The 23,752-nt window shown below is 70.6% G+C and carries 22 protein-coding genes, 1 tRNA gene and 1 other RNA gene; 15 read left to right on the forward strand and 9 right to left on the reverse strand.

The annotated features are described in order from the left end of the window. Positions 1–10: 10 nt before the first annotated feature. Complete coding sequence (gene hpf, locus FHU34_RS32550) at positions 11–649, forward strand: ribosome hibernation-promoting factor, HPF/YfiA family (protein ID WP_145786423.1); 639 nt, start codon at positions 11–13, stop codon at positions 647–649. Positions 650–716: 67 nt separating this feature from the next. On the opposite strand, the gene FHU34_RS32555 is transcribed toward hpf, so the two are convergent. Together FHU34_RS32555 and FHU34_RS32560 are read right to left on the reverse strand one after the other, a co-directional pair. Further along, a complete protein-coding gene (locus FHU34_RS32555; RefSeq protein ID WP_145786424.1) occupies positions 717–1,829 on the reverse strand; it encodes a GNAT family N-acetyltransferase in 1,113 nt (370 codons plus the stop codon). Further along, complete coding sequence (locus tag FHU34_RS32560) at positions 1,826–2,977, reverse strand: GNAT family N-acetyltransferase (protein WP_145786425.1); 1,152 nt, start codon at positions 2,975–2,977, stop codon at positions 1,826–1,828. The genes FHU34_RS32555 and FHU34_RS32560 overlap by 4 nt, the downstream gene beginning before the upstream one ends. A 168-nt stretch (positions 2,978–3,145) precedes the next feature. Here FHU34_RS32560 and secA point away from each other — a divergent pair, with 168 nt between their 5' ends. Beyond that, positions 3,146–6,073 carry a preprotein translocase subunit SecA gene (gene secA / locus FHU34_RS32565; protein ID WP_145786426.1) on the forward strand — a complete coding sequence of 976 codons (2,928 nt, stop codon included), beginning with the start codon at positions 3,146–3,148 and terminating at the stop codon, positions 6,071–6,073. 362 nt (positions 6,074–6,435) lie between these two features. Here the strand turns inward: secA and FHU34_RS32570 are convergent, their stop codons facing one another. Both FHU34_RS32570 and FHU34_RS32575 read right to left on the reverse strand, forming a co-directional pair. Next, complete coding sequence (locus tag FHU34_RS32570) at positions 6,436–7,029, reverse strand: Rv3235 family protein (protein WP_145786427.1); 594 nt, start codon at positions 7,027–7,029, stop codon at positions 6,436–6,438. A 386-nt stretch (positions 7,030–7,415) separates the two neighbouring features. Further along, positions 7,416–7,643: a helix-turn-helix domain-containing protein gene (locus FHU34_RS32575; protein WP_088986222.1), complete on the reverse strand. Its 228-nt coding sequence runs from the start codon at positions 7,641–7,643 to the stop codon at positions 7,416–7,418. A gap of 215 nt (positions 7,644–7,858) precedes the next feature. Between FHU34_RS32575 and FHU34_RS32580 the strand changes: the two genes are divergently transcribed. Then, complete coding sequence (locus tag FHU34_RS32580; RefSeq protein WP_145786428.1) at positions 7,859–8,368, forward strand: DUF6912 family protein; 510 nt, start codon at positions 7,859–7,861, stop codon at positions 8,366–8,368. 156 nt (positions 8,369–8,524) lie between these two features. Here the strand turns inward: FHU34_RS32580 and FHU34_RS32585 are convergent, their stop codons facing one another. Then, positions 8,525–9,634, reverse strand: coding sequence for a hypothetical protein (locus FHU34_RS32585; RefSeq protein WP_145786429.1), 1,110 nt, complete (start codon positions 9,632–9,634; stop codon positions 8,525–8,527). Between the two features lie 336 nt (positions 9,635–9,970). Between FHU34_RS32585 and pruA the strand changes: the two genes are divergently transcribed. The 10 genes from pruA (at position 9,971) to FHU34_RS32635 (ending at position 18,715) form a co-directional block, all read left to right on the forward strand. Next, a complete protein-coding gene (gene pruA / locus FHU34_RS32590; RefSeq protein ID WP_145786430.1) occupies positions 9,971–11,599 on the forward strand; it encodes an L-glutamate gamma-semialdehyde dehydrogenase in 1,629 nt (542 codons plus the stop codon). 173 nt (positions 11,600–11,772) lie between these two features. Then, entirely contained in the window at positions 11,773–12,288 is a 516-nt protein-coding gene (locus FHU34_RS32595; RefSeq protein ID WP_145786431.1) for a PadR family transcriptional regulator, read from the forward strand. Between the two features lie 64 nt (positions 12,289–12,352). Further along, positions 12,353–13,474 (forward strand): peptide chain release factor 2, encoded by a 1,122-nt coding sequence (prfB, locus tag FHU34_RS32600; protein ID WP_145786432.1) that lies wholly within the window; start codon positions 12,353–12,355, stop codon positions 13,472–13,474. Positions 13,475–13,592: 118 nt separating this feature from the next. Beyond that, complete coding sequence (gene ftsE, locus FHU34_RS32605; RefSeq protein ID WP_030331491.1) at positions 13,593–14,273, forward strand: cell division ATP-binding protein FtsE; 681 nt, start codon at positions 13,593–13,595, stop codon at positions 14,271–14,273. A gap of 67 nt (positions 14,274–14,340) precedes the next feature. Further along, positions 14,341–15,216, forward strand: a complete 876-nt coding sequence (ftsX, locus tag FHU34_RS32610; protein ID WP_145786433.1) for a permease-like cell division protein FtsX — start codon at positions 14,341–14,343, stop codon at positions 15,214–15,216. A 148-nt stretch (positions 15,217–15,364) separates the two neighbouring features. Continuing rightward, positions 15,365–15,844 (forward strand): SsrA-binding protein SmpB, encoded by a 480-nt coding sequence (gene smpB / locus FHU34_RS32615; protein WP_145786434.1) that lies wholly within the window; start codon positions 15,365–15,367, stop codon positions 15,842–15,844. Between the two features lie 104 nt (positions 15,845–15,948). Next, positions 15,949–16,324: a transfer-messenger RNA gene (gene ssrA, locus FHU34_RS32620) on the forward strand. Positions 16,325–16,393: 69 nt separating this feature from the next. Continuing rightward, positions 16,394–17,065 (forward strand): hypothetical protein, encoded by a 672-nt coding sequence (locus FHU34_RS32625; RefSeq protein WP_145786435.1) that lies wholly within the window; start codon positions 16,394–16,396, stop codon positions 17,063–17,065. Positions 17,066–17,217: 152 nt separating this feature from the next. Beyond that, positions 17,218–17,715, forward strand: coding sequence for a hypothetical protein (locus FHU34_RS32630; protein WP_145786436.1), 498 nt, complete (start codon positions 17,218–17,220; stop codon positions 17,713–17,715). Positions 17,716–17,761: 46 nt separating this feature from the next. Then, positions 17,762–18,715: a hypothetical protein gene (locus tag FHU34_RS32635; protein ID WP_145786511.1), complete on the forward strand. Its 954-nt coding sequence runs from the start codon at positions 17,762–17,764 to the stop codon at positions 18,713–18,715. Positions 18,716–18,725: 10 nt separating this feature from the next. On the opposite strand, the gene mdlC is transcribed toward FHU34_RS32635, so the two are convergent. Beyond that, entirely contained in the window at positions 18,726–20,321 is a 1,596-nt protein-coding gene (gene mdlC / locus FHU34_RS32640; RefSeq protein WP_145786437.1) for a benzoylformate decarboxylase, read from the reverse strand. A gap of 321 nt (positions 20,322–20,642) precedes the next feature. On the opposite strand from mdlC, the gene FHU34_RS32645 reads away from it, so the two are divergent. Both FHU34_RS32645 and FHU34_RS32650 read left to right on the forward strand, forming a co-directional pair. Next, positions 20,643–21,233: a YqgE/AlgH family protein gene (locus FHU34_RS32645; RefSeq protein WP_088986211.1), complete on the forward strand. Its 591-nt coding sequence runs from the start codon at positions 20,643–20,645 to the stop codon at positions 21,231–21,233. 89 nt (positions 21,234–21,322) lie between these two features. Next, positions 21,323–21,395: transfer RNA gene (locus tag FHU34_RS32650), tRNA-Ala, on the forward strand. Between the two features lie 146 nt (positions 21,396–21,541). Here FHU34_RS32650 and FHU34_RS32655 read toward each other — a convergent pair. Genes FHU34_RS32655 through FHU34_RS32665 form a run of 3 tightly spaced genes read right to left on the reverse strand, consistent with a single transcriptional unit; the run spans position 21,542 to position 23,703 of the window. After that, positions 21,542–21,802, reverse strand: a complete 261-nt coding sequence (locus FHU34_RS32655) for a YciI family protein (RefSeq protein WP_145786438.1) — start codon at positions 21,800–21,802, stop codon at positions 21,542–21,544. A gap of 36 nt (positions 21,803–21,838) precedes the next feature. Then, complete coding sequence (locus FHU34_RS32660) at positions 21,839–23,050, reverse strand: sensor histidine kinase (protein ID WP_244312074.1); 1,212 nt, start codon at positions 23,048–23,050, stop codon at positions 21,839–21,841. Next, positions 23,047–23,703 (reverse strand): response regulator transcription factor, encoded by a 657-nt coding sequence (locus FHU34_RS32665; protein ID WP_145786439.1) that lies wholly within the window; start codon positions 23,701–23,703, stop codon positions 23,047–23,049. Before FHU34_RS32665 ends, FHU34_RS32660 begins: the two co-directional genes overlap by 4 nt. Positions 23,704–23,752: the final 49 nt, after the last annotated feature.

Here is a 23,752-nt window from a genome sequence, read left to right on the forward strand (position 1 = left end):
GGGAGGTCACGTGGACATCGTGGTCAAGGGCCGAAACGTCGAAGTGCCGGACCATTACCGGGTGCACGTAGCCGAGAAACTCGCAAAGATCGAACGCTACGACCACAAGCTTATTCGTGTCGATGTCGAGCTGTTTCACGAGCGCAATCCGCGCCAGGCCGACCACTGCCAGCGGGTGGAGATCACCTGCGTTTCCCGGGGCCCGGTCATCCGGGCCGAGGCCTGCACGAACGACTTCTACAGCGCGCTCGACGCGGCCATCGCCAAGCTCGACACCCGGCTGCGTCGCGCGGCCGACCGTCGCCGCGTACACCGAGGTCGGCACGCGCCGATCTCCGTCGCCGAGGCCACCGCGGGCCTGCCCGTCGCGGACCTGGTGGCCCCCGCGCTGAGCGCGCCGGCCGACGGTGCCCGCGCCGGCACCGCCGTCGCGGAACGGGTCGAGGAGGAGTACGACGACCAGCAGCCGTGGCACATCGCCCGGGAGAAGGTGCACCCGGCGGAGCCGATGACGATCGACGACGCGCTGTTCGAGATGGAACTGGTCGGGCACGACTTCTACCTGTTCCAGGACAAGGAGTCCGGCCGCCCCAGCGTCGTCTACCGGCGACACGCCTACGACTACGGCATCATCTCCCTCGCCACCTGACCGGCCCCTGACCGCGTCGATCAGGGAGTTGTGGTGGGGCGTCCCGCCGCAACTCCCTGATCCGGTCTCAGCGCAGATCGGTGGGGAGCAGCGCGAACGTCAGATCGTCCAGACGGGTGCCGGCCAGGCCCGGCAGGCGGCCACGCTGCAGGCCCTCACTGTGGAACCCGACCCGCTCCAGCACCCGGTGCGACGCGATGTTGTCCGGCACCGTACCGGCGGCCAGCCGAGCGATGCCGGCCGCGCCGAACGCCCAGGCCGCGAGCAGTCGGACGGCCCGCGTCGCGTACCCCCGGCCGCGCCAGTCGGGCAACAGCGCGTAGCCCACCGAAGCCTCGCCGCCGGCCACATCGGTGTACGACAGCCCGCAACTGCCCACCGGCTTCCCGCTGGACACGTCGGTGATCAGCAGTCGGGCGATCTCGCCGGTCAGCCATCCGCTCTCCGCGAGACGGCAGCGCCGCTCGATCGCCTCCCGCGTCGGCGGCACGGGCGGCGCCTGGTTCGCCACCACCTCGGGTCGACTGTGCAGCCGGTGCATCAGCTCCGCGTCGCCCGGCGCGAGTCGCCGCAGCGCCACCACCTGATCGGTGAGCACCCCGTCGGGCAGGTCCGGCAGCAGTCGGGCGGCCGGGCCGGGAGGATCGCCGGCGAGGCGTACCCAGGCCAGCAGATCGTGCCGACCCCCGTCGCGGGCGCTACCAGCGGACCGGCGCGAACCCTCGTAGCGAAACCCGGCGGCCAGCGCGACCCGCTGGCTCGGGCCGTTCTCCGCGTCGGTGAGCAACTCCAGCCGAGCCGTCCCGGAGGCGAACGCGTGCTCGGCGAGCGCACGGGTCGCCGCCGTGGCCACGCCTCGTCCGCGCGCCGCGGCCCGCACCCAGTAGCCGATCTCGGCCTGCCCCCGCGCGGGCACCGGGTTCGACAGGCCCACGGTGCCGAGCAGGCGGTCCGTGGCCGGGTCCGCGACGGCGTACGCCGCGCCGCCGCCGGTCCAGGCCGCCGGGGCACCCGCGTCGATCCACCAACGGGCGTCGACCTCGGTGTACGGCGACGGCAGGCCTGTCATGAACCGTTGGCTGACCGGATCGGCCAAGCCGTCGACCACGTCGGGGACGTCCTCGGCGCGGAACGGCCGCAGCCGCACCCCGTGCGCCTCGACGACCTGCTCGAGGCTCACGTCAGGTCCTTGGCGAGCAGTGCGCCCACCCACACGTCGACCCGCTCGCCCCGGTGCTGCACCCCGGCCCGGGCGGTCCCCTCGACGGTGAAACCCGCCTTCTCCGCCGCCCTACGGGAGGAGGTGTTGCCCACGTTCGCTCTCCACTCGATCCGAGCCAGGCCCAAGGTGCTGAAGCCCCAGGCGCTGAGGGCGACCAGCGCGGCCGGCAGGTATCCGCGGCCACGGGCCTCCGGGGCGGTCACGAAGCCGACGTCGGCAAGCAGCGGGTCGGCCGGGGAGAGCCGCAGGTCTAGGGTGCCCGCGTACCTGTCGTCGGGGTCGGCGACCACGAAGCAGGCGGCGTCGCCCCGAGCCCAGGCGTCCCGGCCGTAGGCCTGGTAGCCCTGCGCGTCGGTGCGCTCGTACGGGTCCGGCACTGTCGTCCAGCGGATGGTCTCCGGGTCCCGGGAGGTCTGGACCACGGCGTCCAGGTCCTGCTCCTCCATGGGCCGCAGCCGCAGCTCGCCGGCTGCGGCAGTGGCGAACAGGACGGGCTGCGGGCGGCCGAAGACGGCGGCCCGCCGGGCGGCCAGGGTGCCCGGACCGGCCGGCCCGGTCGACCCGGGGGCGGGCACCTCACCGGGCAGCAGCGAGCCGATCCAGCCGTCCGCGCCACCGTGCAGCGCCGGGTCACTCATCCGCAGCCGCCCCTCGACCCGGAAGCCGGCCCGCAGCGCGACCAGCCGGGACGCGTGGTTGCCCACCTCGGCCTGCCAGATCAGCCGGCGCAGCCCCAGGCTGTTGAAGGACCAGCGAGCCACCGCCCGGGTGGCCCGGACCATCACCCCTCGACCGCGCGCCCAGGGCGCAGTCCAGTAACCGATCTCACCGGTGCCGGCCGGGTCGATGGAGATCAAGCCGCAGGAGCCGAGCAGATCACCTGTCGAAGGGTCGCAAACCGCGAACGGCGCCCCGGTGCCCTCCGCCCAGGCCCGCCCGCTGATCTCGGTCACGAAACCGTGAGCGTGTTCCGGTCGGTACGGGCGCGGCACGGTCGTCCAGCGCTGAATGTCCGGGTCCTGGCAGGCTCGGTGCACGGCCTCGGCGTCCGCCTCCCGCCAGGGTCGCAACAGCACGCCGTCCTCGATGATCTCCACGGGCTCCACCCGTGCATCCTGCCGTAGCGTTCGCCGACGGCGTAACCGGATAACGTTTGGAGCGTGCGCAGGGCGCGAGTTTTGTCGGGTTCGGCGGGGTCGAGCACCGCCACCAGTGACCATCGGGCCGATGGAGCGCCTACGATGGTTCGAGACTGTCTAGGGGAGCGTTGATCCGTGTCGATTCTGGAAAAGGTCCTTAACGCGGGCGAGGGCCGCATGGTGCGCCGCCTCAAGGCGATCGCCAATGCCGTCAGCTCGATCGAGGACGACTACATCAACCTCACCGACGAGGAACTGGCCGGCATGACCGAACAGTTCCGGGAGCGGCTCGACGAGGGTGAGACCCTCGACGACCTGCTGCCGGAGGCGTTCGCGGTGGCCCGCGAGGCGGCCGCCAGAGTGCTCGGCCAGCGCCCGTACGACGTCCAGGTGATGGGCGGCGCGGCGCTGCACTTCGGCAACATCGCCGAGATGAAGACCGGTGAGGGCAAGACGCTGACCTCGGTCATGGCCGTCTACCTCAACGCGCTGTCCGGCAAGGGCGTGCACGTGATCACGGTCAACGACTACCTCGCCCAGCGCGACGCGGCGTGGATGGGTCGGGTGCACGAGTTCCTCGGGCTGACCGTCGGCGTGGTGCTGCCCAACCGGCCGGCCAGCGAGCACAAGGCCGCCTACGAGTGCGACATCACCTACGGCACCAACAACGAGTTCGGCTTCGACTACCTGCGCGACAACATGGCCTGGTCGAAGGACGAGCTGGTCCAGCGCGGCCACAACTTCGCCGTGGTCGACGAGGTCGACTCCATCCTGATCGACGAGGCCCGCACCCCGCTGATCATCTCCGGCCCGGCCGAGCACTCGGCCCGCTGGTACGGCGAGTTCGCCGGCGTGGTGGCCCGGCTCCAGCCCGGCACCGACGGCGAGGGCGACTACGAGGTCGACCACTCCAAGCGCACCATCGCCGTGACCGAGCGGGGTGTCGCCAAGGTCGAGGACCGGCTCGGCATCGACAACCTGTACGAGTCGGTCAACACCCCGCTGGTCGGCTACCTCAACAACGCCATCAAGGCCAAGGAGCTCTACAAGCGCGACAAGGACTACATCGTCAGCGACGGTGAGGTCCTGATCGTCGACGAGTTCACCGGTCGCATCCTGCACGGCCGTCGCTACAACGAGGGCATGCACCAGGCGATCGAGGCCAAGGAGGGGGTGGAGATCAAGCAGGAGAACCAGACCCTGGCCACGATCACCCTCCAGAACTACTTCCGCCTCTACGAGAAGCTGTCCGGGATGACCGGTACGGCGCAGACCGAGGCGAGTGAGTTCAACAAGGTCTACAAGGTCGGCGTCGTGACGATCCCGACCCACCGCCCGATGGTTCGCGAAGACCGGCCGGACGTCATCTACAAGACGGAAAAGGCCAAGTTCAACGCCGTCATCGAGGACATCGCCGAGCGGCACCAGCTGGGCCAGCCGGTGCTGGTCGGCACCGTCTCGGTGGAAAACTCCGAGATCCTCTCCCAGTTGCTGCGCCGGCGTGGCATCCCGCACAACGTGCTGAACGCCAAGTTCCACGCCCGGGAGGCCGAGATCGTCGCCCAGGCCGGGCGTAAGGGCGCCGTCACCGTCGCCACCAACATGGCCGGCCGTGGCACCGACATCCTCCTCGGCGGCAACGCCGAGTTCCTCGCCGCGAACGAGCTGCGCCAGCGCGGCCTCGACCCGTTGGAAAACGAGGAAGAGTACGCCAAGGCGATGGAGGAGGTCCTTCCCACGTGGAAGCAGGCCTGCGACGCCGAGGCTGACGAGGTCTCCGCCGCCGGTGGTCTCTACGTGCTGGGCACCGAGCGGCACGAGTCCCGCCGGATCGACAACCAGCTGCGCGGTCGTGCCGGCCGGCAGGGCGACCCGGGCGAGTCCCGCTTCTACCTGTCCCTCCAGGACGAGCTGATGCGACGCTTCCGGGCTGGTGCGGTCGAGGCGGTGATGGAGCGCTTCAACATCCCGGAGGACGTGCCCATCGAGTCGAAGATGGTCACCCGGCAGATCAAGAGCGCCCAGGCCCAGATCGAGGGCCAGAACGCAGAGATCCGCAAGAACGTCCTCAAGTACGACGAGGTGCTCAACAAGCAGCGCCAGGTCGTCTACGCCGAGCGACTCCGGGTGCTCAACGGCGAAGACCTCTCCGAACAGGTCCGCAACATGATCGACGACACCGTCGAGGCGTACGTGCGGGGTGCCACCTCCGAGGGCTACGGCGAAGACTGGGACCTCGAGCAGCTCTGGTCCAGCCTGAAGCAGCTCTACCCGGTCGGCGTGACGATCGAGGAGCTGGAGGAGGAGGCCGGCGGCTCGCGGGCCGGCATGGACGCCGACTTCCTGGTCGCCCGCCTCAAGGAGGACGCGAACGCCGCGTACGACCGGCGCGAGGAGCAGGTCGGCACCGAGGGTGTGCGCCAGCTCGAGCGGATGGTGCTGCTCCAGGTCATCGACCGGAAGTGGCGCGAGCACCTCTACGAGATGGACTACCTCCAGGAGGGCATCAACCTCCGGGCGTACGCCCAGCGCGACCCGGTGGTCGAATACCAGCGCGAGGGCTTCGACATGTTCGCCACCATGATGGACGGCATCAAGGAAGAGACTGTCGGCTTCCTCTACAACGTCGACGTCCAGGTGACCGAGCCGGAGCCGGAGGAGGGGGCCGACGAGGTCACCCTGCTCGACAAGCCGGTGGAGATTCGGGCCAAGGGCCTCAATCAGGCACCGCGGCGGCAGGGCCTGCAATACTCCGCCCCCACCATCGACGGTGAGGCCAGCCCTGGCGCGGTCGCCGTCGAGCAGGCCGAGCAGCAGGCTCCGGCGCTCGGTGTGGGCCGACCGTCCCCGAATGCGCCGGCGGCACCGGGGCGGACCGCCCCGTCCGCGCCGCAGCGGCCCGCGTCCGGGCTCCGTGGCCCGGCGCTCCCGACGGCCGGCTCCCGTCGCCCGGCGCCGAACCAGGCGGACGCGAGCAACGGTCCGTCCCGCAACGCGCCGTGCCCGTGTGGCTCGGGCCGCAAGTACAAGCGCTGCCACGGTGCCCCCAACGGCGGCAACTGACCAACAGCACCTGACGAACGGGTCCCGGCCTGATGGCCGGGACCCGTTCGTCGTCCACGGCCCTTCTCCTGCAGACCCCGCCCGCCGCCTCCGGCCTGCGGCTCGCCGTCCGCCGCCTGCGGCGCCGCAGCTCGCCGTCCGCGGCTCGCGGCTCGCGCTCCCGATGATCAACTCGGTTTCCAGGAAGTCGGGGTGTCGTCGGCAGGTTGATGGCCCGACTTCCAGGAACCCGAGTCGATCGAGCCCGGCCGGCACGGCTCGACCTGAAGTGGGGCGATCTGGCGGCACGGGCTTGGCCATGGTCGGGTCTGGCCCACGCTGGCCCTGCCCCGGTCGGCCCGGCCTTGGCTCGGGCGCGTTTGTCAGAGGACGTGCAGGGCGGTGCAGAGCCAGCGGCCCCGACGATGTTCCAGGCGGAGTGCCATCGCCCAGCTCCGGCCGGCTGCGCCGGTGAGGACGGCTGCTGCTTCCACGGCCGTTTCCCGGGGCTCGCAAACACGGAGGCGTAGTAGTCGGACCGCCGGTCGGGATGCCCGGCGGCGAGGTGCCCCGGTTCGCGCGGATGCACGGGCCAACTCGGCCAGCAGGTCAGCCGCGCGGGGTGGGTCGAGCAACGCGCGCACCTGTGCCGGTGACCGGTAGCCGTTGATCACTTCCAGGCAGGTGCCGACGAAACGGTGCGCGGCTCGGGCGGACTCTGGGGCGGTCGCTCCGGGGAGCGACGCGGCCGGGTGCGTTGCGGGCCGAGTGGGCACCGGGCGGAGGGCAGCCCGGCGTTCGGGAGGTCGGACCGGGTCCGGCCGTGTCGAGGCGAACAGGTCGAGGGCGAGCTGCCCGTGGGTGGGCGCCGGCCAGTACGACCCGTCGGTCTCGTCGGCGTACGGGGGATCGACGGGTGGGACGGGGCGCAGCCGCACGGGTGGCCGGGAGGGGCCGGGTCGCGCCTCGCTCATCATGCCCCCTTGATCTTGCGTTTACTTACGTTTGCCTTCGACTAATCCAATACTGGACGACGAAGCGGCCCCGGTCAATGCCTCAAGAGTGAGTTGGCCGGCTGGCGAAGCGTGATCCACTCGAGTTCGCCGAAGTTGCGGTATCCCTGCGACCCGGACACCCCAACTTCGGCGAAGTGGAGTGGATCAAACGTCGTGACGGCCGCGAAGCCGAGGAATGCACTCCGACTGGAGGTATATGTCCCATTTGGCCGGCCCGACCGCGCCGGGACGCCTGATGAGGGGGCGGGAGAGGGGCGGGAGGCAAGGGCAGGCGGGGAGGGTGAGCTGGGCCAGGCGCCGGGAATGATCAGCCGTCGTGCTGCTCGTCTGGCAGGACCGGGGTGCGGCTACTCGGGGTCGCGGTCGATCAGCGGGTTGCTTTGCACCCATTCTGCGGTTTCATGGTATTTGCGCGCGATGTAGTCCTCCAGCCGCGCACGCTCGACGCGCCACTGGCCGCGTCCGCCGATCTTGATCGCGGGCAGTTCGCCGCTGCGCACCATGTGGTAGACCTGCGAGTCCGACACGTTCAGCTCGGCGGCGACGTCGGAGAGCAGCAGGAACCTCGGCTCCACAGGAACTCCCGGGGTTGATGACGTTTGACTCAGTTTGCCACCGATGGCCCTCGCCGCCCAGCACCCGGCTCCCGGCGGTAGGTCGGACCGCGCGAGGACACACCGGCCGGAAACTTCCACCGGCCGGAGGCGGGGTGTATGACGGTCACGGCGTGCGGCATGATCTGCGCCCGTGCCGGCGGCCGCCGGCGGTGGACGAAGCGGGGAGACGACCGGTGACCGACGAGCTTGTCCGGGTGTACGTGCCGGCGACCGTACCGATGCTGACCCGGTTGCGTGCCGAGGGCCTGGCCGCCGACGAGGCGCATGCCGTGACCCCGGCGCTGCGCGAGTGGTACGCCGAGGGCGACGAGGAGGAGTTGGAGTACGTCGCGTTCACCCGGGCCGCCCAGGACGCGCTGCACCTGCTCCGGGCCGACCCGAACGCTCCCCGTCGCCGTGTCGTCGTCTCGGCCGACCTGCCGGCGGGCGCGGTCGGGCGGGGCGACGGTGAGCTGGGTTCCAGCACTGTGACGTTGTCTGACGCCGTGCCGGTCGGCGCCATCGCGGCCATCCACGTGGATGGAGCGGACGCGGTCGAGGACGTCACCGCGGCGGCTGACGTTGTGGCTGAGGCGGCAGCCGGCGACCCCGATGCCCAGTTCGCCGTCGACGGCGCTGAGGACCACGAGCTGGAGTGGTACGACGTGACGGAGCTGGACCAGCTGCTGCGCGCGGCAAGCTGAGCCGGAGACCGCAACGGCGCCCTGAGGTGCGACCGGCCCGCGGCAAGCCGGACGCCGCGAACGGTGCGCCGGGACTGCAACCGGCGGAGCCGGACGCCGCGAAAGGGCGCCGGGAAGTGCCACCCCGACCCGCGCGGAGCCGGACGCCGACCGACGTCAGCGGGCCGGGTCGGCCTTGGCCGGGTCCGTGTCGAGCCTGTCGAACGCCTCGGCCGGGTCCGGCTCGTCCGTCTCGGCGGTGACCCGGTCCGCGCCGACCGAGTCCGTGACGGGCCGCTGGCTCTCGACCGGTTCGTCGTCGTCGCTGTGCGAGGGGCCGAGCGTGCGGCCGAAAGCGATGAGCGCGGTCAGCGCCCCGACGAAGAGCACCCAGATGCCGTTGTCCACCCGTGAGGTGCCCAGCGACGTCTGCGCCACCGCGTCCGCCTCGCTGAGCGCGCTGGCCAGATCGAGCAGCGATCGGCCACCGACCCGGATGATCACCTCGGCGAGCAGCAGGAACAACCCTGGCCCGGCGCCGGCGAGCAGGTACGCCGGCCAGCGCAGTGCCGGAGCCTCGGGGTCGCGGCGGAGGGCTCGGCGTCGCGACCAGGTCAGGTAGCCGTAGGCGAGCAGTCCGGCGAGCAGTCCGGCGACGAGCGACTCGGTGCGGGACACCCACTTGGCCGCGTCGACCACTGACTCTTGGCTGTCGCCGGCCCCGAAGAGGTCGAACAGCGGGTCCCGGGCCTGGCTGAACGCGACCACGAAGAGGAGCGTGCCCAGCGCGGCGGCCACCACCGCGCCGACCGCCGGGGCGGTCCGCGCAGCGGCCACGGCACCGCCGATGATCGCGGCGGCCGCCGTGGTGCCGGCGATCACGTTGGTGGTCGAGGTGTCGAAGTAGGTGAGGTTGATCGCCAGCGCGGCGCCCAGACCGACGAGCATGCCGCCGCCGATCGCCCCGGTGAAGCGCAGGGTGGCCCAGTCGCCGTACCGACGGGACAGCAGGTTGGCCGCCGCCAGCGCGACGGCCGCCCCGGCCACCAGCGCGGCCGAGATCACGCCGGGCAGGGCGAACGCGGAGAGGCTGATCGCGGTGACCCCGGCCGCCGCCGAGGTGATGGCCTCCCGCGTGGACCAGAGCATGGCGGTCAGCCAGGCGAGCGCCAGGAGCGCGAGGACCGCCGCGCCGGGCGCGGGCAGCGGCCCGCTGCGAGGGCTGGCGGCGTCGGCAGCCGGGTCGTCCGACTCCGCGGCTGGGACGCGGCCGGGCTGCTTGGTCATCGTCTCCCCTTCGAGGCGGCAGGTCACCGACCATTCAGGGTACGCGGGCCCGCTGGGTCGCCCGCCGCCCCGGGAGGACCGGAAGGGGGTACGCGCCGGGCGGACGGCCGGCGCAGGGGTCGGGTCGCCGGATCGAGCCCGATCGGTAAGGGGAGAAGGGGTACGCCGGTCCTTGGCCGAAGGCGGTGGCGGAGGTGGGGCACGCAGCTCTCCATGGGAGAATCACGGGAGGTCCCGCCGCTGCTCGGCCCCCCGGGTAGCGTCCGGTGTCCGACCGTCCGGTCGGTGCCTGCGGGTCCGGTTTCGCCACTGCTGTCGAGATCGCCAGGAGCCTTGATGGATGCCGTGTTCTCCGTTCCCGAGCCGCGCAACGAGCCGGTTCGCAACTACGAGCCGGGCAGCCCCGACCGGGACCGGCTCCAGCGGCGGCTGACCGAGCTCGCCGCCGAGCGCATCGACCTGCCGATGACCATCGGTGGCGAGCAGCGGATGGCTGCCGGTGACTCGATCGACGTGGTGCAGCCGCACAAGCACGCGCACGTGCTGGGCGTGACGGGTCACGCGACCCACGACGACGCCAGCGCCGCGATCAAGGCGGCCAAGGAGGCCGCTCCGATGTGGCGGGCGCTGCCCTTCGAGGAGCGCGCCGCGATCTTCCTGCGCGCCGCCGAGCTGCTCGCCGGCCCCTGGCGCGACACCCTCAACGCCGCCACGATGCTGGGCCAGTCGAAGACCGCGATCCAGGCGGAGATCGACTCGGCGTGTGAGTTCATCGACTTCCTCCGGTTCAACGTGCACTTCGCGCGTCGCCTGCTCGAGGAGCAGCCGGCGTCCTCGCCCGGCGTCTGGAACCGCTTCGACCACCGCCCGCTGGAGGGCTTCGTCTACGCGGTCACCCCGTTCAACTTCACCGCCATCGCCGGCAACCTGCCGTCGGCGCCCGCTCTGCTGGGCAACACCGTGGTCTGGAAGCCGGGCCCGACCCAGCAGTTCGCCGCGCACTTCACGATGCGGCTGTTCGAGGCCGCCGGCCTGCCGCCCGGCGTGATCAACATGGTCACCGGCCGAGGCGAGGAGGTCTCCGACGTCGTGCTGGCCGACCCGGATCTGGCCGGCATCCACTTCACCGGTTCCACCAAGGTCTTCCAACAGTTGTGGCGGACCGTCGGCGAGAACATCTCCCGTTACCGGGGCTACCCGCGCCTCGTCGGCGAGACCGGCGGCAAGGACTTCGTGGTCGCGCACACCAGCGCCGACGTGGACGCCCTGCACACTGCTCTGATCCGCGGCGCGTACGAGTACCAGGGTCAGAAGTGCTCGGCGGCCTCGCGGGCGTACGTGCCACGCTCGATCTGGGAGGGTGGGCTGCGCGACCGGTTGGCCGCCACCACCGACTCGTTGACCTACGGCGACGTGGCCGACTTCGGCAACTTCGGCGGCGCGGTGATCGACGACAAGGCGTTCGCCCGGCACACCGCGGCGCTGGATCTGATCAACGGTGACGACTCCTGCCGGGTGCTGGCCGGTGGCACGGCGGACGACTCGGTCGGCTACTTCGTCCGGCCGACGCTGTTCGAGTGCTCCGACGCCGCCCACGAGACCTTCACCACCGAGTACTTCGGGCCGATCCTGGGCGTGCACGTGTTCGACGACGCCCGCTTCGACGACGTGGTCGCGCAGGCCGAGTCGATCGCCCCGTACGCGTTGACCGGCTCGGTGTTCGCCAACGACCGCCGGGTGGTGGACGCGGTCGCCGAGCGCATGCGGTACGCGGCCGGCAACTTCTACATCAACGACAAGCCGACCGGCGCGGTGGTCGGGCAGCAGCCCTTCGGTGGTGCCCGGGCCAGTGGCACCAACGACAAGGCGGGCTCCTGGTTGAACCTGGTCCGTTGGTTGTCGCCGCGGACGATCAAGGAGACCTTCGTGCCGCCGACCGACCACACGTACCCCCACATGGGCTGACCGGCGACGACCGCCGGCGGCGCGCGGCGCTGCCGGCGGTCGGACGACCTGCCGCAACCCATCGATAGTCCTCAACGGACAGTCTGCCGCCGACAGTGCACTTAGGAAGTCCTGTTGGGTGGCAAACTGGCAAATCCTGGACGCCGGGTGCGCAAAGTGGCAGCGTAGTGGGCATGGCGGAATCCGGAGTCAACCCTACGGCGGCGGCCCTGCTCGGCCTCCTCCACGAGGGCCCGATGACAGGCGGTCAGTTGATGGCCGCCGCTGAGCGCCGTCTGGCGCCGTACTGGTCGATGACCCGCAGTCAGGTCTACCGCGAGTTGCCGGTGCTGGCCGAGCGGGGTTACGTGCGTCTCGGTAAGCCGGGGCCGCGGATGAGCCAGCCGTACGCACTGACGGCCAGTGGGAAACGGACGTTCTCCCGCTGGCTCGCGGAGAACCCGGGGCGGGACACCATCCGCAACCCGATCGCGCTGCGGATGGCCTTCGGCAACCTGCACTCGGCGAGCCAGTTGAAGGGCCTGTACGCCTCGGCCAACGAGTACCACACCGAGGCCCTCGCCCAGGTCCGGGAACAGGTCAAGAACGCCAAACGGGACGGCGAGACGTACGACGCCAGCGCGCTGGAGTTCGCCGTCGCCTACCACCGGGCCGCCCTGTCGTGGTTGAAGTCCGCCCCCGTCGGGTGATGATCGGCGGGTTCGCGCATCCGCAACGAGCTGAGCTGCCCACGGCACAGTACGCTTGTCTGTCGTGACCGCTGCCGATTACGCCGAACAGCTCAAGGAACTCGACGCGACCCTGCGAAACATCGAGGCCGTCCTCAACATCGACCGGCTCCACGAGGACAAGGCCCGCCTCGAGCAGGAGGCCTCCGCCCCCGATCTCTGGGACGACCAGGCCAAGGCTCAGCAGGTGACCTCGCAGCTGTCGTACGTCAACGGCGAGATCAGCAAGCTGGGCAGCCTCCGCTCCGGTCTCGACGACGCCCAGGTGCTGCTGGAGCTCGCCGAGGCCGAGTCCGACCCGGGCGTGCTGACCGAGGTCGAGTCGGAGATCACCGGGTTGACCAAGGCCATCCAGGAGATGGAGGTCCGCACCCTGCTCTCCGGCGAGTACGACTCCCGGGAGGCGCTGGTCGCCATCCGGGCCGGCGCTGGTGGCGTGGACGCCGCGGACTTCGCCGAGATGCTGCTGCGGATGTACCTGCGCTGGGCTGAGCGGCACGGTTACCCGACCGAGGTCTACGAGACCTCGTACGCCGAGGAGGCGGGCCTGAAGTCGGCCACCTTCGCGGTGAAGGTGCCGTACGCCTTCGGCACGCTCAGCGTCGAGTCGGGCACCCACCGCCTGGTCCGGATCAGCCCGTTCGACAACCAGGGCCGCCGGCAGACCAGTTTCGCGGGCGTCGAGGTCCTGCCGGTCACCGAGCAGACCGACCACATCGACATCCCGGAGAACGAGGTACGCGTCGACGTCTACCGTTCCTCCGGCCCCGGTGGGCAGAGCGTCAACACCACCGACTCGGCGGTGCGGCTGACTCACATCCCGACCGGCATCGTGGTGACCTGCCAGAACGAGAAGTCGCAGCTGCAGAACAAGGCCTCCGCGCTGCGGGTGTTGCAGGCCCGGCTGCTGGAGCGCAAGCGCCAGGAGGAGCAGGCCAAGCTCGAAGGTCTCAAGGAGAACGCCGCCGGCTCCTGGGGCGACCAGATGCGCTCCTACGTCCTGCACCCGTATCAGATGGTGAAGGATCTCCGAACCGAGCAGGAGACCGGCAATCCGAGCGCCGTTTTCGACGGTGAGTTGGACGGTTTCATCGAGGCGGGCATCCGTTGGCGCAAGCAGCGGCAACTCGCCGACGACGGTGCGTAACCGCGCGTAGGCGCAGCGCGTCATCGATCTCCAGGTGGGGGCCTGATTCGGCGACTCGCGACGGATCGGCGGGGCGTGGGGCTTGGCTCAGTTGTTACACCGCGTAGACTCACGACCCGTGATTCAGCTTGAGCAAGTGACGAAGACGTACCCGAAGGCGTCCCGGCCTTCGCTCGACAACGTGTCCGTCTCGATCGAGAAGGGCGAGTTCGTCTTCTTCATCGGTCCATCCGGCTCCGGCAAGTCCACGATCATCAAGATGCTGCTGCACGAGGTGGCCCCCAACAAGGGACGCGTCGTCGTCAACGGCAAGGACGTCACGTCGATGCGTTCCTGGAAGCGACCCCACTTCCGGCGCTCGATCGGCTGTGTCTTCCAGGACTTCCGGCTGCTGCCGAACCGCACCGCCTACGAGAACGTGGCGTTCGCCCTCGAGGTGATCGGCAAGACCAAGGCGGTTGCCCGCCGGGTCGTGCCGGAGGTTTTGGAGCTGGTCGGGCTCGGTGGCAAGGAGCACCGTTACCCGCACGAGCTCTCCGGTGGTGAGCAGCAGCGGGTCGCGGTCGCCCGGGCGTTCGTGAACCGTCCGCTGATCCTGCTGGCGGACGAGCCCACCGGAAACCTGGACCCGGACACCTCGATCGAGATCATGCGTCTGCTGGACCGGATCAACCGCACCGGCACGACCGTCGTGATGGTCACCCACGACTCCAACATCGTGAACCAGATGCGCCGCCGCGTCGTCGAGATCGAGAGCGGTCGCATCGTGCGTGACCAGGCCCGCGGCGTCTACGGGTGAGCCGACGCTCCACCCTTGCCCAGCCTGACGACGAACACCTCATGCCGGAGACCCGGAGGAAATCCCGATGCGCGTGAAATACGTCCTGTCCGAGGTACTGGTCGGACTGTGGCGCAACGTGACCATGTCCATCGCGATGATCATCACGATGGCGGTCTCGCTGACCATGCTCGGCGCCAGCGGTCTCATGTACCGCCAGGTCGACGACATGAAGGACCTCTACTTCAAGAACATCCAGGTCGCGATCTTCCTGAACCAGGAGGTGAGTGAGCAGGAGCGCACCGATCTGCGGACCAAGCTCGACGGTGACCCCCTGGTGAAGGAGGTCATCTACGTCGACAAGGCCCAGGCGTACGAGCGCTTCAAGACGATGTACCAGGACGCTCCGGACCTGGTGAACGCGGTCAAGCCGGACCAGCTGCCGGAGTCCTTCCGGATCACGTTGAACAACCCGGAGCAGTACAAGAACATCTACGACCAGTACAAGGAGACCGGGGGCGTCGACGAGATCGTCGACCAGAGCAAGCTGCTCGACAAGATCTTCAACATCCTCACGTCGATCCAGAACATCGCTCTGGCCGCCGCCATCGTGATGGCGATCGCCGCCCTGCTGCTCGTCGCGAACACCATTCAGGTGGCCGCGTACAGCAAGCGGCGTGAGGTCGCGGTCATGAAGCTCGTCGGCGCGTCCAACTGGTTCATCCAGGCGCCGTTCGTGCTGGAGGCCGTGGTGGCCGGCCTGATCGGCTCGCTGCTCGGTCTGGTCGCCCTGATCGCGGCGAAGTATCTGCTCTTCGACGGCTCGTTGAGCGCGTTGCAGGGTCTGCTCTCGCCGATCAGCTGGGGCGACATCCTGTTCATCTTCCCGCTGATGGCCGGCGTCGGTGGTCTGGTCAGCGCGGGCACCGCGTGGATCACTCTGCGCTTCTACCTGCGGGTCTAGGCACCGTACGGGTCGTCCCGTCGTCTCCCGAGGACCCTCCCGCAGCCGGAAATAAACGGCGCGGGAGGGTCCTTGTCATTCGGGTAGCATGATCGGTTGTCCGGCCGGGGTGAGCTCGGCCACGGACGCCGGAGAGGGGGTGGCACCGATGCCACGGGAAAAGGGGCGCAAGGTGGTCGCCTCCAACAAGAAGGCGCGCCACGACTACGCGATCCTCGACACCTACGAGGCGGGCATGGCGCTGACCGGCACCGAGGTCAAGTCGCTGCGGGCCGGTCGCGCGTCGCTTGTCGACGCCTTCGCCCAGGAGCGCGACGGCGAGTTGTACCTGCACGCCATGCACATCCCGGAGTACACCCAGGGGACCTGGACCAACCACGAGCCCCGGCGTACGCGCAAGCTGCTGCTCAACCGGGGTGAGATCGACAAGCTCGTCGGCAAGACCCGCGAGGGTGGTCTGACGATCGTCCCGTTGCAGGTCTACTTCTCCGACGGCTGGGCCAAGGTCGAGATCGCCCTGGCCAAGGGCAAGAAGGCGTACGACAAGCGTCAGGACCTCGCCAAGCGGGACGCGGACCGGGAGATCGCCCGGGTGTCCGGTCGACGCGGCAAGGGCATGGACGACTGATTCATCCTGTTTGTCCGGGTCGGCGCGCCGGCCCAGGGCTCGGGATGAAAGCTGTTGCGGCAGGCGTTAGTCTTGTCAGTGCCGCCACATCGGTGGCCTGTCGAGGGGGTGACTGGTTTCGACTTCGTACGCAGCGACAGGGGAAGCGAGCCGAGGAAGCCGACGTCGTCTCGAGAATCGATCGTCGGAAACTTATAAGCGCCGATAACACTCGCGCTGACTTCGCTCTCGCCGCCTGAGGCGAGTAGCTAAGTCTGTCGGTCTGGGAACGCCTTCGTCCCAGTAGCCGGCATCAGCTAGAAGGCTGGCCAATCGGACCCGGTCGCGGGGTCCGTGCGGCGAGATCAATCAGCGACTGGGCCCGTCACACCAACTTGCTCGCGTGAGCGGTGGGGCCGAGTAGAGGCACAGCGAGCTGCGCTCGGAGAAGCCCTGACAAACCGGCGAAGGACCCGGGTTCGATTCCCGGCACCTCCACCACCTCGAGCGAAGCGCCCCGGCCCACCAGCCGGGGCGCTTCGTCGTGTCGGGGGTCTTACGCTGCCTGCTGTGACCCACCAGGAGCTGCGCCTGTCGGTAGGCGCGTCACCCGCCCAGCGCACCGTGGCGGTGCTGTCCGGCGTCTTCGTCGCGACCCTCGGCATGGCGTTCGTGGCGCTGCCCCTGCTCGCCGGCGGGCTGCTGCGGCGGCTGACCGGCCCGGGGGACGCCTTCGCCTCCTATGAGGAGGCCCGCGACCTGCCGCCGGGAATGCTGCCGCCCGGGCTGAGGGAACCCACCGGTGGCGCGGACCAGTCCAGTTCCGTCCCGGTGGTCGGGCTGTGCGGTCTGCCGTTCGTCCTGCTCGGCGTCTACCTCGTGCTGCGGGTGCTCCGCACCGCCGCCTGGCTGGACGGCAGCCGGGTACGGGTCCGGGGCGCGTTCCGTACCCGTTCCGTCGACCTCGCCACCGCCCGAATCGACGCCGACGGGGTGCCGCTTCGCGGGGACGATGCCCCGGTGGACGGGCAGCGGCTGCGCTCCGCCGTCGTCGCCGTCGACCGGTCGGGCGCGCCGCGGGTCGTCATCCCCCTGCGCGGCATGGGTCTGGACACCCTGCCCCCGTCCGAGCTACGCGCGTTGGCGGACGCGATCACGACCGGCCGACCGGCCGACGGGCGCGACGACGCCGCGCACGCCGTCGCCGACCACCTGAACCGCCTGGCGGCGCACCCCCGCTAGGCCACCCCCCGGCCCCGTGACCAGTGACCGCTGGTGCAGGTGGGGCTCCTGGGGCGAACGGGGCAGATGAGCCGGTTGACGGCCCTGGACAGGGCCCTCCGGTCAGCCGCACCATCGCGTTATGGGATAGCAGCTTTCGCGCGGGAGGTGCCATGGTCACCGGTCCGGTTCAGCAGCCGTCACTCGTCGCCCGTCCGCGTGCCGCGCATCCCGTCGATCCACATCCCGTCGGACTACCGGGTGAGCCGCGCCCGGCCGGGCTCGCCGGAGACGTGCACGCGTTTGGCCGGGCCGTCGCCGTCGTCACCACCGAGCCGCGCTGGCGGGAGGAGATCCTGCTGCGGCTGCGTCCGGTGCGGCAGGGCTTCGCCGAGCACGTCCGGGTCACCGAGGGGCCAGCAGGCCTCTACCGGGAGCTGCTCACCCAGTCGCCCCGGCTGGAGCACGGAGTGCGGTTGCTGACCCGGGAGCACGCAGCGATCGTGGCCGCGCTCCTCGCGGTCCAGCGGATCGCCGAGCAGACCGAGGTGCACCCGGACGAGCTACGGCATCGAGCCGGGCACCTGCTGCGGAAGCTGGCCCGGCACCGGCGACGCGGCTCCGACCTGCTCTGGGAGGCGTACCAGACGGATCTGGGTGGCGAAACCTGAACCCGTGCCGGGGAACCGGGTCGTCGGTGGCCGCGTCGAACCGTTCATGCGTCGACCGGCCCTGCTGCTCGTACTCCCGTTGCTTCTCGTGGCGGGCTGTGCCGCGACCGATGCCGGCAGGGCCGGCCGGCCGAGCGACCCGGCGCGACCCGCGGAGGCCTTCGACCAGAGGGCGGCCCAGGTCGCCGAGGCGTGGCAGCCCGGAACGGCGTGGCGCACGGGGTACGTGCCGCTGGAGGGGCCGACAGTGCTCACCGGTGAACCAGGCTTCACACCTGACACCGAGGCGGCGTTCCGGGCCGGCTGGTATCGGGCGCAGGTTCCGATGTACCCCACAAGGGTCGGCGGCGAGATCCGGTTCCCGGACGGGCGGCTGACGCTGCCGTTGGTCAGCGCCGCCGAGGCGTACCGCCAGCTCGACCAGGGTGACCCGTTGCCGTGCCCGGGACGACCCAAGCGGCCCGGCCTGCCCACCCCCGGCGGCCCCACCGTCGAGCCCGGCCCAGACGGTTGGACCACCAGCTCGACGCAGACCGCCTGCCTGTCGCTCACCGTCACCGGGGTCACCCTCGGCGCCGTGCCGGTCCGCACGAGCCGGGGTGAGGCGCAGGTCCCGGCCTGGCTGTTCGACGTCGAGGAGCTGGCCACCCCGGTGGCCCAGCTCGCCGTCGCGCCCACGGCGGTGGGCCGGGTGCCCGCGCCCACCGCGCCGGCCGGGCCGCTGCCGGCCGGTCTGGTGGCGGCCCAGAATCTCGCGGCGGTCGACGGCACCCGCGTGACAGTGCGGCTCGGCGTCGGTGCCTGCGACACCGGGATCACCCCGCTGGTGTGGGAACGGCCCGACGTCGTGGTGGTCGGTGGCCGCGTCACCCGAGCCGCCGGCGAGTGCATCGACGTGCTGAAGGTGGAGCCAGTCACTGTCACCCTCGCGACGCCGCTGGGCGCCCGGCCGGTGCTCGACGTGTTCACCGGCGCTCCACTGTCGATGGCGTCGCGCTGACCGGCCGGGCTCAGAGGATGCTGGGCACGTCGGTGCTGATGGGTACGGGCAGCACTGTGGGTCGGTCGGCCCGCAGGCCGGTGGTGAGCGCGACGCCGAGCTGGTCGGGGGTCTCCACCACCTCCGTCGCGCAGCCGTAGCCGGACGCGATCGCCACGATGTCCAACCCCGGGAGGTCCAGGCCGGGCACCCCGGGGGTGTCCTTCAGCTCGGCGAACGCCTTGAGGATCGCGTACTGCTGGTTGACCGGGACGACGACCACCACCGGCAGCGCGAGACGCGCGGCGGTCCACAGCGCCTGCACCGAGTAGTGGAACGAGCCGTCGCCGATCACCGCCACCACCGGTCGCTGACGCCCGGCGTCCCGTTCGGCGAGGGCCACGCCGATCGCGGCCGGCAGGCCGTAGCCGAGGCCTCCGCTGGCCATCGTGAAGTACGACGCCGGACGGTTGACCTTCAGTTGGCGGCGCAGCGCGGACAGGTTGGAGGGTGACTCCTGGACCAGTACGCCGTCCGCCGGCCAGTGCGCCGCCAGCGCGGCGAACAGGGCGTCGGCGCTCAGCGGAACGGTGATCTCGGGCGCTGCCGCCGCTTCCCGGGGCGCGGGCGGTCGCCGGTCGGCCGGGGGCACCCGTTCGATCAACGCGGCCAGGGTCAACCCCGGGTCGCCGAGGAGGCTGTCCCCGACCGGCGCGCGGGCGGCCTCGTCCGGGTCGTCAGTGACGTGTAACAGCCGCGCCCCGTCGGGCAGGTGCCCGCCCGGTACGTACGGGTAGTAGCGGAACACCGGAGCGCCGACGACCAGCACCGTGTCGTGCCCCCGCAGGGCCTCGGCCAGCGGACCGATCGCGTACGGCAGCACGCCGCGGAAGTGGCTGTGGTCCTCGGGGAACACGGCCCGCTCGGTGGCGGGCGCCGACCAGACCGGTGCGGCCAACCGCTCGGCAAGCTCGACAGCTGTCGACCAGCTTCCGGAGCGGTCCACCCCGGGCCCGAACACCAGCACCGGGTTACGACTGTCGGCGAGGACCCGGGCGAAGTCGTCCAACCGATCCGGGTCCGGTGCGAACCGGGTTGCCACCGAACGCGGTGCGGGCGGTGGGTCGGCTGGCTGGGCCCAGTCGTCCATCGGCAGCGAGAGGTAGACCGGCCCGGCGGGTGGTTGCACCGCCGTCGCGTACGCCCGCAGCATCGCCGCGGGGATGTCCTGCGCCCGGGCCGGCTCGTAGGCCCACTTGACGTACGGCTGGGGAAGCTCGGTGGGTCGACGGTTGGCCAGGCGGGGTTCGAGCAGCAGCATCTCCCGGGTCTGCTGGCCGGCGCTGACGATCAACGGGGTCTTGTTGTGCCAGGCGGTGACCAGGTTGCCCATGCCGTTGCCGGTGCCCGGGCCGGTGTGCAGGTTGACGTGCGCCGGATTTCCACTGGCCTGGGCGTACCCGTCGGCCATCGCCACAGCGGTCGCCTCGTGCAGCGCGTGGACGTAGTGGAAGTCGGCGGGGAAGTCCTTGAGGAACGGCTCCTCGGTGGAGCCGGGGTTGCCGAAGACCGTGGTCATGCCGAGGGTGCGGAGCACGTCGTATGTCGCATCCCGGACCGTTGCCATCGCCACCCGCCTCCGTGTCGCGGGCACTGACGACCACTGTCACCCTCCCGATCAGCCGAATCTATCGGGATGTGACGGACCTTTCGGGCGTTTCTCCACCGACGGTGACCAAGAGCATCGATCACCAGGAAGTTCGTCGTCGGGGCTGTCGAATCTCCGTCTTAACTGTGCGATCACCTGCCGGTCAGACCTTAGCCAGCACCGGGGACGCAGGCTATGGTGCCAGGCATGGCGTTGACAGCGCGGCCGATCCCGGCGCACCGGTCGGATCCGGCAGATGACCGATCCCCGGCGCGGGCTCACGGTTGATGGGTGTGTGGGATGCAGGGAGAGGGCCAGGCGATCGGCGGACGAGCGATGGAGTCGATGACCGGGCGGCTGCTGGTCGCGACTCCGGCGCTCAAGGACCCGAACTTCGACCGTACGGTGGTGCTGCTGGTCGCCCACGAGCCGGGCGGTGCGCTCGGCGTGGTGCTGAACCGCGCCACTGAGGTTCCGGTGGCCGACGTGCTCGGCGACTGGAGTGACCTGGCCCGGCATCCGGCGGTGCTGTTCGAGGGTGGCCCGGTGCAGCCCGACTCGGCCATCTGTCTCGCCCGCATGCGACACCCGATGCGTCGGCTCAAGGGCTTCCACCAGGTCTCCGGAGCGGTCGGCACGATCGACCTCTCGGTCGACCCGGAGCGGCTGCGGGAGGGCATCGGCGGCATCCGGGTCTTCGCCGGCTACTCGGGCTGGGGCGGTGGCCAGTTGGAGCAGGAGATCGCCGATGGTTCCTGGTTCGTGCTGGACGCGCTCCCGGGCGACGCCTTCGTCGACCGACCCGACGACCTGTGGCCGATGGTGCTGCGCCGGCAGGGCGGAATGATGGCCGCCGTCGCCCACTTCCCCCCGGACGTGGCGCTCAACTGACCCGGCACGGCGGGGGGACCCCGCGAGATGACCATGCCGGCCGGTCTGTGTATAGTTTCCCAGTGCCCGGGCGACCGGGACGACAGCAAGGGGCCGTGGCGCAGCTGGTAGCGCACCACACTGGCAGTGTGGGGGTCAGGGGTTCGAGTCCCCTCGGCTCCACCTTGTTGCACCGCAGGTCAGCGGCTTAGTCGGAGATCATCCGCTAGGCCGCTGATTTTGTTGCGGTTCATTCTCTCGTGCGCTCCGCTCACCGACCTCGCATCACGGGTCGCCGGCAGGACCGACCACGCGGGCGCGATCGGCGTCTAGCGGACGATCGGTGCCCACTCCCGCTGGCTGACGATCGTCACCCCGGGGGTGCGGTAATAGGGGTCTTCGGCGACGATCGCGGCGAGCGTCTCGGCGTCTGCGACGTCGAAGATCAGGAGCGCGCCGGAGTCGTCAGGGAACGGCCCGGCCATGACCAGGCGGCCCTCCTGATGCAGAGCCTGGAGACGTTCCCGGTGCCTGGGCCGAGCGGCTAGCCGGTCGGGTTCATCGCCGAAGGACAGCTCCAAGATGAACAATGGTTCCTCCTCCTGGGGGCGGTCTCCCGAAGCACCCTAGTCGATGCGCTGTGCCATCGCCGCCGTCGGTAGGCGGACGGTGAAGGTCGCCCCGGCGCCGGGCCGGCTGTCGGTGGAGATCGTCCCGCCGTGGCTGGTCACCACCTCGCGCAGGAGGGCCAAGCCCAGACCGAAGCGCCGGTCCTTGGCCCCGGCGCCGCGGTGGAAGCGGTCGAAGAGGCGGTTCGCGTCGGCGGGGTCGAAGCCAGCTCCGCTGTCCGTGACCACCAGGTCCGCGTCGCGGCGGGAGGTGCGCACTGTGACGTCGATGCGGCCGCCGGTCGGGGTGTGGGTGAGGGCGTTGGCGAGCAGTTCGCCGACCACGCGGCGCAGGGCCGAGGCGACGCCGGGGACCAGGACCGGAGTGTCCGGGACGGTCAGGTGCACCTGTACGCCCTGCTCCGCGGCGCGGTCGGCCTCGCAGTCGATGGCCTCGGCAGCGAGGCGGGCCAGGTTGACGGGCTCGGACGGTTGCCGTTCGGCCGGGGTGGCGGCGAGGCGGGCGGAGAGCAGGAGCTCGTCGACGATCTCGCCGAGGCGGCGGGTGGTCTCGATCAGGCGGTCGTAGTCGGCGCGGTCGGTGCCGGCGCGGCGGGCCAGGATCTGGGCGCGGGTGTGGACGTGGGCGATGGGGGTGCGCAATTCGTGGCTGGCGTCGGCGACGAAGCGGCGTTGCCGGCTGAGCGCCTCGGCGAGCGGTGCCACCGCTCGGCGGCCGACGACGATGCCCGTGAGCACTGCCGCGGCGAGGCCGACCATCGCGGCGAGGAGGAAGGCGGCGAGCAGGTGACGCCGGTCGGAGAGCTGGAAGCGGGCGTCGAACACCGCTTGCACCACGCCCGTGCCGCGCGGCTGTGTGCGGACGTAGTAGGTGGTGCCGTTGCGGTCGACCCTGTCGCTGCGAGCCTGACGGTCGAGGGCCACCGCGTCGATGGCGGACCGCAGTGGGAAACCGGGGGGTGGCGGGTTGCGGCCCGAGTCGATGGTGCCGCCGTCGTACAGGATGATCCAGTTGCAGCCCGGCGGGCCGTCGATGGTGCCGTGGACCGCGCCGTAGGTGAGCTCCCGTTCGATCTGTTCGTGCTGACTGTGCAGCAGTGCGACGTAGGAGATGGCGGCGCCCAGGGCGAGCAGCGCCGTGACGGTGAGTCCGACGACCATGCTGACCCGCACCCGGGCCCGGCGCAGCATGGTGTCCTCGAAGCTCACAGGGTCCCCAGCCGGTAGCCGAGGCCGTGCACGGTCCGGATCACCGAGCGACCGAGCTTGCGCCGCAGGTAGTAGACGTACGTGTCGACCAGGGACGCCGCGGCCGCCTCGTCGAAGACCCGGCTGCGCAGCTCGGAACGGGAGTGGACGGTGTGCGGTCGGGCCGCGAGCACCCGCAGCAGCTCGAACTCGCGTGCGGACAGGGCGATCCGGGTGCCGTCGGGCAGGACGACGTCGCGCACGGAGAGGTCGAGCTGGCCAGGCCCGAGCCGCAGCACCTCGGTCGACTCGGAGGTCCGGCGGCAGAGTGCCCGGATGCGGGCGCTCAGCTCGTCCAGGTCGAAGGGTTTCGTCAGGTAGTCGTCGGCGCCCGCGTCGAGGCCGGCGATCCGGTCCTGGACGGTGCCGAGCGCGGTCAGCAGCAGCGCCCGGGCGACCACCGCCCGGGAGCGCAGCCGGACGACCAGGTCCAGCCCGTCGAGGGCGGGGAGCAGCCGGTCGATCACCATCACGTCGTACGGCCGGGTGAGCCCCAGGTGGAGGCCGCGCTGGCCGTCGGGGGCCTGGTCGACGACGTATCCCTCGTCGGTCAGGGCCTCAGCCAACATCCCGCGGAGCTCAGAGTCGTCCTCGACGAGCAGGAGTCGAGTCATACAAGGATAGTGACATAGATAACACTCTATGTGTTGTGAAACTTGTCTC

Origin of the sequence: Micromonospora taraxaci (assembly GCF_007830095.1) — a bacterium.
Taxonomy (GTDB): Bacteria; Actinomycetota; Actinomycetes; order Mycobacteriales; family Micromonosporaceae; genus Micromonospora; species Micromonospora taraxaci.

Coding starts and splice junctions, on each gene's coding strand:
- FHU34_RS32630 (WP_145786436.1), top strand. CDS start 17,218: ATGGTCACCGGTCCGGTTCAGCAGCCGTCACTCGTCGCCCGTCCGCGT.
- FHU34_RS32665 (WP_145786439.1), bottom strand. CDS start 23,703: ATGACTCGACTCCTGCTCGTCGAGGACGACTCTGAGCTCCGCGGGATG.
- mdlC (WP_145786437.1), bottom strand. CDS start 20,321: ATGGCAACGGTCCGGGATGCGACATACGACGTGCTCCGCACCCTCGGC.
- FHU34_RS32570 (WP_145786427.1), bottom strand. CDS start 7,029: ATGATGAGCGAGGCGCGACCCGGCCCCTCCCGGCCACCCGTGCGGCTG.
- FHU34_RS32645 (WP_088986211.1), top strand. CDS start 20,643: ATGCAGGGAGAGGGCCAGGCGATCGGCGGACGAGCGATGGAGTCGATG.
- ftsX (WP_145786433.1), top strand. CDS start 14,341: ATGCGCGTGAAATACGTCCTGTCCGAGGTACTGGTCGGACTGTGGCGC.
- smpB (WP_145786434.1), top strand. CDS start 15,365: ATGCCACGGGAAAAGGGGCGCAAGGTGGTCGCCTCCAACAAGAAGGCG.
- pruA (WP_145786430.1), top strand. CDS start 9,971: ATGGATGCCGTGTTCTCCGTTCCCGAGCCGCGCAACGAGCCGGTTCGC.
- FHU34_RS32585 (WP_145786429.1), bottom strand. CDS start 9,634: ATGACCAAGCAGCCCGGCCGCGTCCCAGCCGCGGAGTCGGACGACCCG.
- FHU34_RS32595 (WP_145786431.1), top strand. CDS start 11,773: ATGGCGGAATCCGGAGTCAACCCTACGGCGGCGGCCCTGCTCGGCCTC.
- FHU34_RS32635 (WP_145786511.1), top strand. CDS start 17,762: ATGCGTCGACCGGCCCTGCTGCTCGTACTCCCGTTGCTTCTCGTGGCG.